Below are 14,229 nucleotides of genomic sequence, written 5' to 3'. Positions count from 1 at the left end.
CCGCCCCGGCGTCAGGACCTCTTACTTGTCCTTGCCGCCCTTGTCCTTGTCGCCGCCGCCGGCGCCCATGGAGTCGTAGATCTCCTTGCACATCGGACAGACCGGGTACTTCTTGGGGTCGCGCCCCGGCACCCAGACCTTTCCGCACAGCGCCACGACGGGCGTGCCGTCGAGGGCGCTCGCCATGATCTTGTCCTTCTGGACGTAATGGGCGTAGCGCTCGTGGTCGCCGTCACCGTGGGACACCTGCGGCGTCGGCTCGACGAGGGTTCCCGTACCTGCCCCGCGCTCGGGCTCGAGAGTGCTCATAACCGCCAAGGGTACTGAAAGCCCGGGACGTCAGTTGAGGGACGGGTCGTCGGGGTACGTGGCGATCATCGCGAGCTCTCCGCGCTGCCGTCGCAGCACCTGCCGCCAGAGCGTCTCGGGGTGCGGCGAGGAGACGTCGCCGGGCTCCGACTCGACCACGTACCAGGCGCCGTCGCCGAGCTCGGACTCCAGCTGGCCGGGGCCCCAGCCCGCGTACCCCGCGAAGATCCGCAGCGAGCCGAGGGCCGGTCCGAGCAGCTCGGGCGGGGCCTCCAGGTCGACCAGGCCGATCGCGCCGTACACCCGCCGCCAGCCGAGGGGGCCCTCGTCGCCGGGGATCACGGCAACGCCGAGGGCCGCGTCGAGCGAGACGGGACCGCCCTGGAAGACGACGCCGGGCTCGCCGGCGAGGGCGGCCCAGGGGGCGAGGATGTCACCGACGGTCACCGGCGTGGGCCGGTTGAGGACGACGCCGAGGGAGCCCTCGTCGTCGTGGTCGAGCAGCAGGACGACCGCGCGGTCGAAGTTCGGATCCGCCAGCGCGGGGGTGGCCACGAGCAGCCGTCCTGTGAGCGAGGACACCTCGGTCATGCGACACATGATCCCGCATCTTCGGCGTTCGCGGAGGGTTGTCGGGCGCGAAGGCGGGAAGGCGGAGCCCACCGCAGCTCAGGAGGGACGGGACGGCGGCGTCGGGCCACCCCGCACAGACAAGCGGACGGTGACGCTCCGCACGTTCACGGAAGCAGAGGGTGTTGTGCCGAATTCATTACATCTGGCAGGCCCCCCGAGGCACCCGAAGGGGGTCTCATGGACCCTTACCCTTTTCTCTGGCCACCCGTCGGACCCCACTTTCGGAACGCGAGATACATGACCGGCACAGACGATGTCCTGCTTGTCCACGGCGGAACCCCGCTCGAGGGCGAGATCCGCGTTCGCGGCGCGAAGAACCTCGTGCCCAAGGCGATGGTCGCCGCCCTGCTCGGCAGCGGCCCCAGCCGCCTGCGCAACGTTCCAGACATCCGTGACGTCCGCGTGGTCCGCGGGCTGCTCCAGCTGCACGGAGTGACGGTCCGCCCGGGCGAGGAGCCCGGCGAGCTCGTCCTCGACCCGACGCACGTCGAGTCCGCGAACGTCGCTGACATCGATGCCCACGCCGGCTCGTCGCGCATCCCGATCCTCTTCTGCGGCCCGCTGCTGCACCGCCTCGGCCACGCGTTCATCCCGGGCCTGGGCGGCTGCGACATCGGCGGCCGGCCCATCGACTTCCACTTCGACGTGCTGCGCCAGTTCGGCGCCACCATCGAGAAGCGGGCGGACGGGCAGTACCTGGAGGCCCCGCAGCGCCTTCGCGGTTGCAAGATCCGCCTCCCGTACCCCTCGGTCGGCTCGACCGAGCAGGTGCTGCTCACGGCGGTCCTCGCGGAGGGCGTCACCGAGCTGTCGAACGCGGCCGTGGAGCCCGAGATCGAGGACCTGATCTGCGTCCTGCAGAAGATGGGCGCGATCATCTCCATGGACACCGACCGGACCATCCGGATCACCGGTGTCGACCGCCTCGACGGCTACACCCACCGGGCGCTCCCGGACCGCCTGGAGGCGGCCTCCTGGGCGTCGGCGGCGCTGGCGACCGAGGGCAACATCTACGTGCGCGGCGCCCAGCAGCGCTCGATGATGACCTTCCTCAACACGTACCGGAAGGTCGGCGGCGCCTTCGAGATCGACGACGAGGGCATCCGCTTCTGGCACCCGGGCGGCTCGCTCAACGCGATCCACCTGGAGACGGACGTGCACCCCGGCTTCCAGACGGACTGGCAGCAGCCGCTGGTCGTGGCCCTGACGCAGGCCTCCGGCCTCTCCATCATCCACGAGACGGTGTACGAGTCCCGGCTCGGCTTCACGTCCGCGCTGAACCAGATGGGCGCGCACATCCAGCTGTACCGCGAGTGCCTGGGCGGCTCCGACTGCCGCTTCGGCCAGCGGAACTTCCTGCACTCCGCGGTCGTGTCGGGCCCGACGAAGCTCCAGGGTGCCGACCTGGTCATCCCCGACCTGCGCGGCGGCTTCTCGTACCTGATCGCGGCGCTCGCGGCCCAGGGCACCTCCCGGGTCCACGGCATCGACCTGATCAACCGCGGCTACGAGAACTTCATGGAGAAGCTCGTGGAGCTGGGCGCGAAGGTCGAGCTGCCGGGCAGCGCGCTGGTCTGACGTACCGCACAGGGCCCCGGCCGGGGCCCTGTAAGGCGCCAAGGGCCCGCAAGGGCCCGTACGGGCTCATACGAAAGGGCGGCCACCCCCTGACAGGGTGGCCGCCCTTTCGTCGCCTCTAGGCCGCCTTACTTGCCCTTGGCGGCTTCCTTGAGCTTCGAGCCCGCGGAGACCTTCACGCTGTAGCCGGCCGGGATGTCGATCGGGTCGCCGGTCTGCGGGTTACGAGCGGTGCGAGCGGCACGGTGGGTGCGCTCGAAGGTCAGGAAGCCGGGGATGGTGACCTTCTCGTCGCCCTTGGCGACGACCTCACCAACGGTCTCGGCGAGAGCGGCCAGCACGGCGTCGGCGTCCTTGCGGGTCACCTCGGCACGGTCGGCCAGAGCGGCCACCAGCTCACTGCGGTTCATGTTGTTACTCCCGTGTTCTTCTTGCCTGTGAGGCGTGCCACGCGGCGGAAGCCGCGTGATTGGGTACAGCGAAGCCGATGCTGCCAGGGCCCTCGGACAGTCCCCGGACCCGGGTCAAATGACAGACCCGCGCGCCCAAACACGCATCCTGCCCCCACCAGCGGCGGGAACGCCAATCCGGCACCCCCTCGGGTCACACGAAAAGCGCCAGAGCCCCGTGGTGGTGACGTTCGGTCGACGCCGCGGAAACAGCGCGGAGCCGAAACGCCACCCTAAAGGCGGGTTTACGGCTCCGCGACCCGCGACGCGCCGTCAGCGCCCGCCGGGCGCCGCGCCCGCGCCCGCGGCCTTCGCCGCGTTCCGGACGGCTCCGGCGACCGCGCCGGCGACCTTGTCGTTGAAGACCGACGGGATGATGTAGTTCGGGTTCAGCTCGTCCTCGGTGACCACGTCGGCGAGGGCGGAGGCCGCCGCGAGCATCATCTCGGTGTTGACCGTACGGGACTGGGCGTCGAGCAGACCGCGGAACACGCCCGGGAAGACCAGCACGTTGTTGATCTGGTTCGGGAAGTCCGAGCGGCCGGTGGCGACGACGGCGGCCGTCTGCCGGGCGGCGGCCGGGTCGACCTCCGGGTCGGGGTTCGCGAGCGCGAACACGATGGCGCCCTCGGCCATGGCGGCGACGTCCTCCGCGCCCAGCAGGTTCGGGGCCGAGACGCCGATGAACACGTCCGCGCCGACGACGGCCTGCTTGAGGGTGCCGGTGACGCCCTCGGGGTTGGTGTTGTCGGCGATCCAGCGCAGCGGGGTTCCGGGGGCGGCGTCGACCAGGTCCTCGCGGCCCGCGTGCACGACACCGTGGATGTCGGCGACCACGGCGTGCTTCACGCCCGCCGCGATCAGCAGCTTGAGGATGGCCGTACCGGCGGCGCCGGCACCGGACATGACGACCCGTACGTCGCCGATGCCCTTGCCGACCACGCGCAGCGCGTTGGTGAGGGCGGCGAGGACGACGATGGCGGTGCCGTGCTGGTCGTCGTGGAAGACGGGGATGTCGAGGGCCTCGCGCAGCCGGGCCTCGATCTCGAAGCAGCGGGGCGCGGAGATGTCCTCCAGGTTGATGCCCGCGAAGCCGGGGGCGATCGCCTTGACGATCGCGACGATCTCGTCGGTGTCCTGGGTGTCGAGGCAGATCGGCCAGGCGTCGATGTCGGCGAAGCGCTTGAACAGGGCCGCCTTGCCCTCCATGACGGGCATGGCGGCCATCGGGCCGATGTTGCCGAGGCCGAGGACGGCGGAGCCGTCGGTGACGACCGCGACGGTGTTGCGCTTGATGGTGAGGCGGCGCGCGTCCTCGGGGTTCTCGGCGATCGCCATGCACACGCGGGCGACGCCCGGGGTGTAGATCATCGAGAGGTCGTCACGGTTGCGGATGGGGTGCTTCGACGCCATCTCGATCTTGCCGCCGAGGTGCATGAGGAACGTGCGGTCGGAGACCTTGCCGAGCACGACGCCCTCGATGGTGCGCAGCTGCGCGACGATCTCGTCGGCGTGCGCGGTCGAGGTGGCCGCGATGGTGACGTCGATGCGGAGCTTCTCGTGGCCGGAGGCGGTCACGTCGAGGCCGGTGACGGATCCGCCGTGGGACTCCACCGCCGTGGTGAGCTGGGAGACCGCGGTTCCGCTCGCGGGAACCTCCAGCCGGACCGTCATCGAGTACGAGACGCTGGGCGCCGTTGCCATGGCCGAGTTCCTCTGCTTTCCCTGAGCTTCGTTGCTACGCCGCCCCGGCTGGTTGCCTGGCGGCGCCCTCCGATGGTCGCACCTACCTGCCGGTAGCAGGTAATACGGTCATTTTGTTTTCGGAAAGTAGTTTCCACCATACGAGAAGTCGCGGGGAAACAGAAGAGGCCCCCGTCACCCGGAGGTGACAGGGGCCTCAACTTTGTACGTACATCTGAGTGGCACCGACCCGCCATGCTCGCCTCGCGGCAAGTGGTCCCTCTGAGGGACGAAGGTTGGGCCCGGGGGCTTGGATCGAGCCGGTGCCACGACAAGGCTAACAAACCACCCTGCCTGGTGATTCCAGCGCCGCAGGTTGACCTGAAATCAGCCCCGGGCGGCGGAGCGGACCCCGCCCCGCACCCCGGCCGCTCAGTCCCGCAGCAGGTCCGGGACCCCGGCCTCGTCCGGCATGTCCCGGTCGCCCGAGAGCACCGTCAGGGCCTGCGTGGACCGGGTCAGCGCCACGTAGAGCACCCGCAGGCCGGCCGGGGACTCGTCCGCGATCTCCGCGGGCGAGACGACCACCGTCGCGTCGTACTCCAGGCCCTTCGCCTCCAGGGAGCCGAGCGCCACGACCCGGTCGCCGAGCCCGGCGAGCCAGCCGGCGGCCTCCGCGCGCCGGTTCATCGCGACGACGACACCGACCGTCCCGTCCACCTCGCCGAGCAGCCGCTCGGCCTCCAAACGTACGGTTTCGGCCAGATCCGCCGCCTCGCCGAGGGCGACGAAGCGGGGTTCGACGCCCGTCGAGCGGACCGCGCGCGGCGACTCCTTGCCCGGCATGGCGAGCGCGAGGACCTTCGCGGCCAGCTCGGCGATCTCCGCCGGGTTCCGGTAGTTCACGGTGAGCTCGAAGCGGCGCCGCGGCCGGGTGCCGAGGGCCTCATCGCGGGACTCCGCCGCCTCGTCCGGGTCCGACCAGGAGGACTGCGCCGGGTCGCCGACGACCGTCCAGGTGGCGTGCCGGCCGCGCCGCCCGACCATCCGCCACTGCATGGGCGTCAGGTCCTGGGCCTCGTCGACGATCACGTGCGCGTACTCGGTGCGCTCCGCCGCGAGCCGCTCGGCCCGCTCCCGCTGGGTCTCCTCCCGTACGGGCATCAGCTCCTCCAGGCCCGTGAGCTGGTCCAGCGGGTCGTACTCCCGCTTCTTGCGGGGCCGGGCCGGGGCGCCGAGCAGGGTGTTCAGCTCGTCGAGGAGGGCGACGTCGTGGACGGAGAGCTCCCGGCGGCGCAGCGAGCGCGCGAGCCGGCGCACCTCGCCCGGGTTGAGGATCCGGCGGGCCCAGCGGCCGAGCCGCCGCTCGTCGGTCATCGCGTCGAGGACCTGGCGGGGGCTGAGTTCCGGCCACCACGCGTCGAGGAAGCCGAGGAAGGAGTCCTCGGTCGACACGTCCTCGTCGAAGGAGGAGCGCAGCTCGGCGGCGAGCTCGGGGTCGCTGTGCCGGCCGGCGGCGCCGGACTTGGCGTACAGCGCGTCGAGGAGCAGCCGGCGGGCGCGCGGGCGGAGCAGGTTGACGGGGGCGGTGCCGCCGAGGACGTTGTGCCGGATGCGGCGCAGCTCGTCGGCTTCGAGTTCGAGCCGGCGCCCGAAGGCGACGACGCGCAGGAGCTGCGGGGCGTCCGGGCTGTCCAGGGCGCCGCGGGCGGCCTTGCGGAGCACGTGGAGCATGCGGGAGGAGCCCTTGACGCGGGCGACGGCCGGTTCGTCGTACGCGGTGGCCTCGGCGCCGTCGACCAGCGAGCCGACGGCGCGGATCGCGACCTGGCCCTCCTCGCCGAGGGAGGGCAGGACGCCCTCGGTGTACGAGACGAGGAGCGGGGTCGGCGAGACGATCAGGATGCCGCCCGCGTACCGCCGGCGGTCCTGGTAGAGCAGGTAGGCGGCCCGGTGCAGCGCGACCGCCGTCTTCCCGGTGCCCGGCCCGCCCTCGACGTACGTCACGGAGGCGGCGGGCGCCCGGATGACGAGGTCCTGCTCGGCCTGGATGGAGGACACGATGTCCCGCATGGTGTGGCTGCGGGCCTGGCCGAGGGCGGCCATCAGGGCGCCGTCGCCGATCACGGGCAGCTCGCGCCCGTCGAGGGTGGCCCGCAGCTCGGGGCGCATGAGGTCGTCCTCGACGCCGAGGACCTGACGGCCCTTGGAGCGGATGACACGACGGCGCACGACGCGGCCGGGGTCGACGGGGGTGGACCGGTAGAACGGCGCGGCGGCGGGCGCGCGCCAGTCGATGACGAGCGGCGCGTAGTCGGAGTCGAGGACGCCGATCCGCCCGATGTGGAGGGTCTCGCCGATCTCGGCGGTGTTGTCGGGCCGTACGGCGTCCTCGGCGGGCTCGACGGACGTGTAGGCGCCGTCCGGGCCCTTCTTCCCGTCCTTGCCGTACAGCAGGTCGATCCGACCGAAGAGGAAGTCCTCGAACTCGTTGTTGAGCCGGTTGAGGTGGATGCCGGCCCGGAAGACCTGGGCGTCGCGCTCGGCGAGGGCGCCGGGCGTGCCGACCTGGCCCCGCTGGGCGGCGTCGTTCATCAGGAACTCCGCCTCGTGGATCTTCTCCTCGAGGCGGCGGTAGACCTGATCCAGATGTTCCTGCTCGACACCGATCTCACGGTCTCTGACCGTGTCCACGGCTTCCTGCGCGGCCACCTAAGGCCCCCTTCTCACGTGCACTGGGCAGCCGTCGAGCGTACGCCACAGGGGGGCCTGGTGTCAGGCGCGGGGCGCCTGCCGGGGGGTGAGGGGCCTGTCTTTCGGATCATGCCGGGCCCCACGGGCCCGGCATGATCCGAAAGACAGGCCCCTAGCCGTCGTACTTCTCCTCCGCCGTCGGGTCGAGCGCCAGCCGGTAGCCCCGCTTCACCACGGTCTGGATCAGCTTCGGCGTGCCGAGGGCGGTGCGCAGGCGGGCCATCGCCGTCTCGACGGCGTGTTCGTCGCGGCCCGCGCCCGGCAGGGCCCGCAGGAGGTCCGCGCGGGAGACGACCCAGCCGGGGCGGCGGGCGAGGAGGCCGAGGAGCGCCATGCCGGCGGGCGGGACGGGCCGGAGGCCGCCGTCGACGAGGACGGCGTGCCCGCGGACCTCGACGCGGTGCCCGGCGACCGGCAGGACCCGGGAGCGGGCGGGCAGCTCCTTGCAGAGGAGCTGGACGAGCGGCCCGAGCCGGAAGCGCTCCGGCTGGTACGTGTCGATGCCCTCGGCCTGGAGCGGCAGCGCCGTCACGGGCCCCACGCACACTGCGAGCACGTCGTGCCGGAGGGCGGCGAGGAGTTCGTCCCGTACGCCCCGCTCCGCCGCCCGGGAGAACAGCGAGGCGGCGGCGGGCGCGCTGGTGAAGGTGACCGCGTCGAGGCCGCGCGCGAGGGTCGCGTCGACGAGCCGGTCGAGCGGCCCGAGGTCCTCGGGCGGCATCCAGCGGTAGACCGGTACGCCGACGACCTCGGCGCCACCCGCGGTGAGCGCCTCCACGAACCCGGGCAGCGGCTCCCCGTGCAGCTGGAGCGCGATGCGCCGGCCCTCGACGCCCTCCGCGAGGAGCCGGTCGAGGACCTCGGCCATGGACTCGGAGGAGGGCGACCAGGACTCGGTGAGCCCGGCGGCCCGTACCGCCCCCTTGACCTTGGGCCCGCGGGCGAGGAGCTCGACGTCCCGCAGGACGGCGAGGAGCTCGTCCCCGTGCCCCCAGCCCTCGGCGGCCTCGACCCAGCCCCGGAAGCCGATCGCCGTGGTGGCGACGACGACGTCCGGGGCGTGGTCGATGAGCTCCTTGGTGGCGGCGAGGAGTTCGGTGTCGTCCGCGAGGGGCACGATCCGCAGGGCCGGTCCGTGGACGACGGCCGCGCCGCGCCGGCGCAACAGCGCGATCAGCTCGTCGGCGCGCCGTGCCGCGGTGACGCCGATCGTGAAGCCGGCGAGGGGGCCGTGTTCTTGCTCGTCCATGGGGCCTGAGCCTGACGGGGGTGCGTGTCGGTCGGGGTTCGCCCGTATTTCCTCGTCGTTACGGTACGCGCCGGGCACCGGGGGTCACACCCGCGCGTAGCCGGACCGGGCCTCGGGCTCCGTGACCGCCTCGGGGGTCTCGGGGACGGCGCCGGGCGCCCGAAGGTATACCGCCCAGGTGACGGCCATGCAGGCCGCGTAGAAGGCGAGGAAGGCGACGAAGGCGGCGGTGCCGGTGCCGGCGGTCTGGAAGGACTGGCGGAAGGCGAGGTTGATGCCGAGGCCGCCGAGCGCGCCGACGGCGCCGATGAGGCCCATGGAGGCTCCGGAGAGTCGCCGCCCGTAGGCCTCTGCGGGCTCGCCCGCGAGGCCCTTGCGGTGCCCCTGGGCGAGGAAGATCGCCGGGATCATCTTGTACGTGGAGCCGTTGCCGAGGCCGCTGAGGACGAAGAGGCCGATGAAGCCGACGAGGAAGACGGCGAGGGACTCGACGACGGAGGCGTAGATCACCACGCCGGTGGCGGCGGCCATCGCGGCGAAGGTCCACAGGGTGATGCGGGCGCCGCCGTGCCGGTCGGCGAGGGAGCCGCCGACGGGCCGGATGAGCGAGCCGAGCAGCGGACCGATGAAGGTGAGCGAGGCGGCCTGGAGCGGGGTGCGGCCGAACTGGGTCTGGAGGACGAGGCCGAAGGCGAAGCTGTAGCCGATGAAGGAGCCGAAGGTGCCGACGTACAGGAACGCCATGATCCAGGTGTGGCGGGCGGTCACGGCCTCCTTGACGGCTCCGGTGTCGTTCTTCACGGGGGCGAGGTTGTCCATGAAGAGCGCGGAGCAGACGGCGGCGGCGACGATCAGCGGCAGGTAGACGCCGAGCACGATCCTCGGGTGCATCGCTCCGGCGGTGCCGATGACGAGGAGGCCGACGAGCTGGACGACGGGGACGCCGATGTTGCCGCCGCCCGCGTTGAGGCCCAGCGCCCAGCCCTTCTTCCGCAGCGGGAAGAAGGCGTTGATGTTGGTCATCGAGGAGGCGAAGTTGCCGCCGCCGACGCCGGTGAGGGCGGCGACGAGGACGAAGGTGGTGTACGGGGTGCCGGGGTGCATCACCGCGAAGGCGAGGCCGGTGGGCAGCAGGAGCAGCAGGGCGCTGAAGATCGTCCAGTTGCGGCCGCCGAAGCGGGCGACGGCGAAGGTGTACGGGATGCGGATCAGCGCGCCGACGAAGGTGGCGGTGCCGATGAGGAAGAACTTGCCGGCGGGGTCGACCCCGTACTGGGGGCCCATGAAGAGGACCATGACCGACCACAGGCTCCAGATGGAGAAGCCGATGTGTTCGGAGAGGACGGAGAAGAGCAGGTTCCGCCGGGCGATCCGCTCTCCCTTCTCGCGCCAGAAGGTCTCGTCCTCCGGTTCCCAGCGTTCGATCCAGCGGCCACCCATCTCGCACCTCCACGGAGTCGGATCCCTGATGCGTCCGACGCTAGGAAGGGCGCGTTTCAGTCCGGTGCCGTGAGGTGACGGTGACGGAACCTTGCTCTCACCCGGCGTACGCACCCCCTGTGAGCGCCCCCGTGGTGAGCGCCCCCGCCCTATGCGGGCGGCCCGGGCTCCCCCTCCGGCAGCCAGGCGCCGGGCGGCCGGACGAGCCAGCCCTCCCGGGCGCCGAGCTCCGCGGCCGCCCGGCGCAGGGCGTCGAGGCCGGGGTGGCGGAGTCCCTTGCGCCACACCAGGCTCACGGGCGACAGGGGGACGGGGGCGACGAGCGGCCGGGTGACGCAGTTCGGCATGGGCGGGAAGTCGACGACGGCGAGGACCGGGTGGCGGTGCTTGGCCATGATCCGGCGGAACTCCTCGCGTCCGATCGCCAGCGGCGCGGGCGGGGCGACCTCGATGCCGCGCCCTGCGAAGAGGCGGGCGGCGAGGTCGGTCCACTCGGGGGTGCGGTCGTTCCCGGCCCCGGCGTAGATCCGCTCCCCGGCGAGCCGGGCGAGCGGGACTTCGGGCAGGCCGGCGAGCGGGTGGTCCTCGGGGAGGATCACGGCCATCGGCTCGTACCGCATGAACTGGAAGTCGAGCCGCGCCCTGAGCCGGGCGTCGAGTCCCCCGTACCGGCCGAAGGAGGTGTCGAGCCGGCCGGCGAGGATGGACTGGACGGCGCCGGTGAGTCCGCTCTCGTAGCGGGCCATCAGCTCCTGCTCCGGGGCGAGTTCACGGGCCCGGAGGAGGACGCGCTCCTGGACGAGGTCGGGGCTGTTGAGGTCGACGAGGAGCGGCCGGGGTGCGCCGTGGAAGGCGTCGGTCAGCTCGTCGTGGGCGGCCAACACCCGGCGGGCGTACGGGAGGAGGCGTTCGCCGTCGGGGGTGAGGGCGACCTGCCGGGTGGTCCGCACGAACAGGTCGGTGCCCAACTCCCGCTCCAGGCGCCGGATGTCACGGCTGAGGGCCTGCTGGGCGAGGTAGAGGCGGGCGGCGGCACGGGTGAAGTGGAGCTCCTCGGCGACGGCGGTGAAGGCGCGCAGGAGCCGTGGTTCGACGTCACGGGGAGCGGGCATGCACGCATCTAACAACACAGGTGCGTGAATCACCACCGCGTAGGTGTTGGACCGGCAGGGCCATGCCAACGGACCCTTGATCCATGCCGCAACCGGACCTCACCCTCACCCCGGCGGGCCCGGCCCTCGCCCCCCGCTACCGCGAAACGCCCCGCGCGCTCCCCCGCAACCCCTACCTCCGCCTCTTCACCCACCCCGGCACCCGCGCCTTCACCGTCGGCAGCCTGATCGCCCGACTGCCCATGGGCATGTTCGGCGTCAGCGCCGTGATCATGATCGCCGCGGCGTACGGCTCCTACGCCCTCGCCGGCGCGGTCGCCGCCACCGGCCTCGCCGTCGGCTCCGTCACCGGCCCGCTCATCGCCCGGCTCGTCGACCGGTACGGCCAGGCCAGGATCGCGGTCCCGGCCACCGCCTACGCGGTCCTGGGCCACCTGGTCCTCCTGCTCTGCGTCCACGAGCGGACCCCCGCCTGGGCGCTCTTCCTCACGACCGCCGTCACCGCCACCACCCCGAACACGGGCGGCATGTCCCGGGCCCGCTGGGCCCACCTCTTCCGCGACGACCCGGACGCGCTGCACACCGCCAACGCCTTCGAACAGGCCGTCGACGAGCTCTGCTACATGCTCGGGCCGGTGCTCGCCGCCGTCCTGTGCTCGGCGCTCTTCCCCGAGGCCGGCACGCTCACCGCGGCCCTCCTCTTCCTCTCCGGCGTCCTGATCCTCAGCGCCCAGCGCTCCACGGAGCCCCCGGTCGCCCCGCGCACGGCGGCGGGCTCTCCGCTACGGGTCCCGGGCATGGCGCCCCTGCTCGCGGTCTTCCTCGCCACGGGCGCGGTCTTCGGCTCCATGGAGGTCGTGACCCTGGCGTACGTGGACGGGCCCGTCGCGGGACCGGTCCTCGCCCTCCAGGCCGCGGGCTCCTGCGCGGCGGGCCTCCTCTACGGCCACGCCCGGCGCACCGCCCGCCTGCGCACCTGCCTGGCCGCGATGACCGTCCTGATGGCGATGCCGCTGCTCGGCGCCTCGACCGGCTCCCTGCTCGCCCTGGCCGCCGGCCTCCTCCTCGCGGGCATGGCGACGGCCCCGACGATGGTGACGGGCATGGGCCTGATCCAGCGCCTCGCCCCGGCGGCCCAGCTCAACGAGGGCATGGCCCTCGCCGTGACCGCGCTCCTGGCGGGCATCGCCACCGGCTCGGCCACCGGCGGCTGGGCCGCCGACCACGCCCCCTTCGCCGCCTTCGGCTTCCTGATCCCGGTGACGGCGGCGGCCCTGGCCCTGGCCCTGTGCACGGCGACGGGTGTGGGCCGCCGTGCACAGGAAGGGGCTTAGCCCTGCCGCAGCGGCCCCATCGGTACGGGCACTCCGTACGCGGTGGCCCCGGCTCCGGCGCCTCCCGCGCAGCCGTCGGGCTCCTGGGTGCCGAGCCCACGGGTGGACGGCTTCTCGGCGGCCCAGAACATGTAGCCGAGCAGCCCCGGCGTGGTCCCGGCCCCGTGGGGCGCCGCGTTCCGCACCCAGTCACCGGTCGCCTTCTGCAGCGAGTTCGCGAAGTCGGTGCACTCCGGCAGCGGACTGCGGCCGTACGCGAGGTAGAGCCCCGCGGTGAGCTTGGCGGGGGCGAGCGGGGCGACCGGCGGCGAGAACTGCGGCTTGCCGTCGAGGTGTTCCTGCCAGTTCGCGATGTGCGAGCTCGCCGAGGTGGGCCGGGCGGGCACCATCGCGTTCGCGTAGTCGAGCACGGGGCTGTCGGTGCGCAGCCAGTCGGCGGTGGCCTTGCGGTTGATGTCGATGAGCCAGCGGTCGCCTGCGGCGGTGTCGATGGTGAGCCGCGCGGCCGGCCGCGTACCGGAGGCGTCGTAGGGGTGGACGGACCGGTAGGCGTCGACGAAGGCCTGGAGCCCGACGAGGTTCGGGGCGGTGTTCTGCTCGTAGTCGATCTCGATGCCGACGCCGAGGTCCGCGGCGACCGAGGCGGCGTCGAGCCCCAGTTGCGTGGCGTTCTCGGCGAGGGCGGCGTCCCAGGCGTCGGTGTACGTGATCCCGCCGATGGAGAGCATCACGCGTATCCCGCGCGAGGTGAAGTACTGGACGATCCCGCGGCTCATGCCGACCGGCACGCCGTTCGCGGTGGTCGCGTCGGTGGTGCGGTGCAGCAGCTTGAGCGGGTCGACGAAGCTGAGGACGACCAGGTTGACCGAGGGGCGTCCGTCGCCGCGGTCGATCAGCCAGTGGTTCTTGGCGTCGAACTCGGCGACGTCGCGGACGGTGGACCAGGTGCAGTAGTCGTCTCCGCAGTGCCAGGCGCCGTAGACCTGCACCGGCGCGGGCGCGGCGGCTCCGGCGGGCAGGGTGGCGGGGACGAGGAGGGCGAGGAGCATGAGCAGGACCGCGAGGGGTCTGTGACGCATACGTACCTCCGGGAGTGCCGTGGCGTGGGGGGCGGCGCCCCGCAGGGTGTCAGGTCCAGACCAAGCCCACAAGAGGGCCGGCGCCACGACACGGCATGACAAAGGCCCGGCAGTCGCTCGCGCGACCACCGGGCCTGTGCCCACATGGGATGAGTGGAGATGGCGGGAATCGAACCCGCGTCCAACGGTGCGGAATCAGGGCTTCTCCGTGTGCAGTCTGGTACGAGTTTCTCAGCCCTCCGGATCACCCAGACAAGTCCGGAACGGGCTCAGCCACTGTTTGATTTCCCTCCAACCCCCGTGACCGGGGCTGGAGGTTTAGATCCCTAAATGACGCCAGGATCCGGGTCGGGACCACCCCCGGGCTGACGCTCCTCACAGAGGCTTCTGTTCGTTACCTAAAATTAGGCAGCGAGGGCGAAGCGGGAGTTATCGCTCTTGGTGTTGGCGATTATTGGTTGCGACATATGGTTTACGAGATCATTGCCGCTTCCTCGACACGCTTCCCACTGCTTCGACATCCGCTGTCGAAACCGATCATCCCCATGTTGTTTTTTCAAAGGTCGCACCCTCTGTGGGGTGCAGGTCCCATCGTACGTGACCGACGGT

General features: G+C 72.0%; 11 protein-coding genes and 1 other RNA gene. 2 read left to right on the top strand and 10 right to left on the bottom strand.

The annotated features are described in order from the left end of the window. Nucleotides 1-21 precede the first annotated feature (21 nt). Nucleotides 22-309, bottom strand: a complete 288-nt coding sequence (locus tag ACFYX3_RS26735) for a DUF3039 domain-containing protein (protein ID WP_015033918.1) — start codon at nt 307-309, stop codon at nt 22-24. A 30-nt stretch (nt 310-339) separates the two neighbouring features. Beyond that, complete coding sequence (locus ACFYX3_RS26730) at nt 340-900, bottom strand: YqgE/AlgH family protein (protein ID WP_116160728.1); 561 nt, start codon at nt 898-900, stop codon at nt 340-342. A gap of 279 nt (nt 901-1,179) precedes the next feature. On the opposite strand from ACFYX3_RS26730, the gene murA reads away from it, so the two are divergent. Next, complete coding sequence (murA, locus tag ACFYX3_RS26725) at nt 1,180-2,520, top strand: UDP-N-acetylglucosamine 1-carboxyvinyltransferase (RefSeq protein WP_116160727.1); 1,341 nt, start codon at nt 1,180-1,182, stop codon at nt 2,518-2,520. Nucleotides 2,521-2,648: 128 nt separating this feature from the next. Here the strand turns inward: murA and ACFYX3_RS26720 are convergent, their stop codons facing one another. The 6 genes from ACFYX3_RS26720 to ACFYX3_RS26695 all read right to left on the bottom strand — a co-directional run bounded on the left by ACFYX3_RS26720 (nt 2,649) and on the right by ACFYX3_RS26695 (nt 11,207). Further along, nucleotides 2,649-2,930 (bottom strand): HU family DNA-binding protein, encoded by a 282-nt coding sequence (locus ACFYX3_RS26720; RefSeq protein ID WP_015033921.1) that lies wholly within the window; start codon nt 2,928-2,930, stop codon nt 2,649-2,651. Nucleotides 2,931-3,242: 312 nt separating this feature from the next. Beyond that, complete coding sequence (locus tag ACFYX3_RS26715) at nt 3,243-4,673, bottom strand: NAD-dependent malic enzyme (RefSeq protein ID WP_352028564.1); 1,431 nt, start codon at nt 4,671-4,673, stop codon at nt 3,243-3,245. A gap of 411 nt (nt 4,674-5,084) precedes the next feature. Further along, nucleotides 5,085-7,364, bottom strand: coding sequence for a HelD family protein (locus tag ACFYX3_RS26710; RefSeq protein WP_389018186.1), 2,280 nt, complete (start codon nt 7,362-7,364; stop codon nt 5,085-5,087). A gap of 154 nt (nt 7,365-7,518) precedes the next feature. Then, nucleotides 7,519-8,655, bottom strand: coding sequence for a uroporphyrinogen-III synthase (locus ACFYX3_RS26705; RefSeq protein WP_389018183.1), 1,137 nt, complete (start codon nt 8,653-8,655; stop codon nt 7,519-7,521). A gap of 84 nt (nt 8,656-8,739) precedes the next feature. Continuing rightward, complete coding sequence (locus tag ACFYX3_RS26700; RefSeq protein WP_389018180.1) at nt 8,740-10,095, bottom strand: nitrate/nitrite transporter; 1,356 nt, start codon at nt 10,093-10,095, stop codon at nt 8,740-8,742. A 149-nt stretch (nt 10,096-10,244) separates the two neighbouring features. After that, the gene (locus tag ACFYX3_RS26695) at nt 10,245-11,207 is read right to left on the bottom strand and encodes a LysR family transcriptional regulator (RefSeq protein WP_389018177.1); all 963 of its coding nucleotides are present in this window, start codon (nt 11,205-11,207) and stop codon (nt 10,245-10,247) included. A gap of 83 nt (nt 11,208-11,290) precedes the next feature. Here ACFYX3_RS26695 and ACFYX3_RS26690 point away from each other — a divergent pair, with 83 nt between their 5' ends. Further along, nucleotides 11,291-12,541, top strand: a complete 1,251-nt coding sequence (locus tag ACFYX3_RS26690; RefSeq protein WP_389018174.1) for an MFS transporter — start codon at nt 11,291-11,293, stop codon at nt 12,539-12,541. On the opposite strand, the gene ACFYX3_RS26685 is transcribed toward ACFYX3_RS26690, so the two are convergent. Both ACFYX3_RS26685 and ssrA read right to left on the bottom strand, forming a co-directional pair. Beyond that, nucleotides 12,538-13,620, bottom strand: coding sequence for a hypothetical protein (locus tag ACFYX3_RS26685; protein ID WP_389018171.1), 1,083 nt, complete (start codon nt 13,618-13,620; stop codon nt 12,538-12,540). The two genes, ACFYX3_RS26690 and ACFYX3_RS26685, sit on opposite strands and share 4 nt — an antisense overlap. Before the next feature lie 151 nt (nt 13,621-13,771). After that, nucleotides 13,772-14,165: a transfer-messenger RNA gene (gene ssrA / locus ACFYX3_RS26680) on the bottom strand. Nucleotides 14,166-14,229: the final 64 nt, after the last annotated feature.

The organism is Streptomyces sp. NPDC002463 (genome assembly GCF_042889835.1).
GTDB lineage: Bacteria > Actinomycetota > Actinomycetes > Streptomycetales > Streptomycetaceae > Streptomyces > Streptomyces nymphaeiformis.
This window is presented reverse-complemented; position numbering and strand designations above follow the sequence as displayed.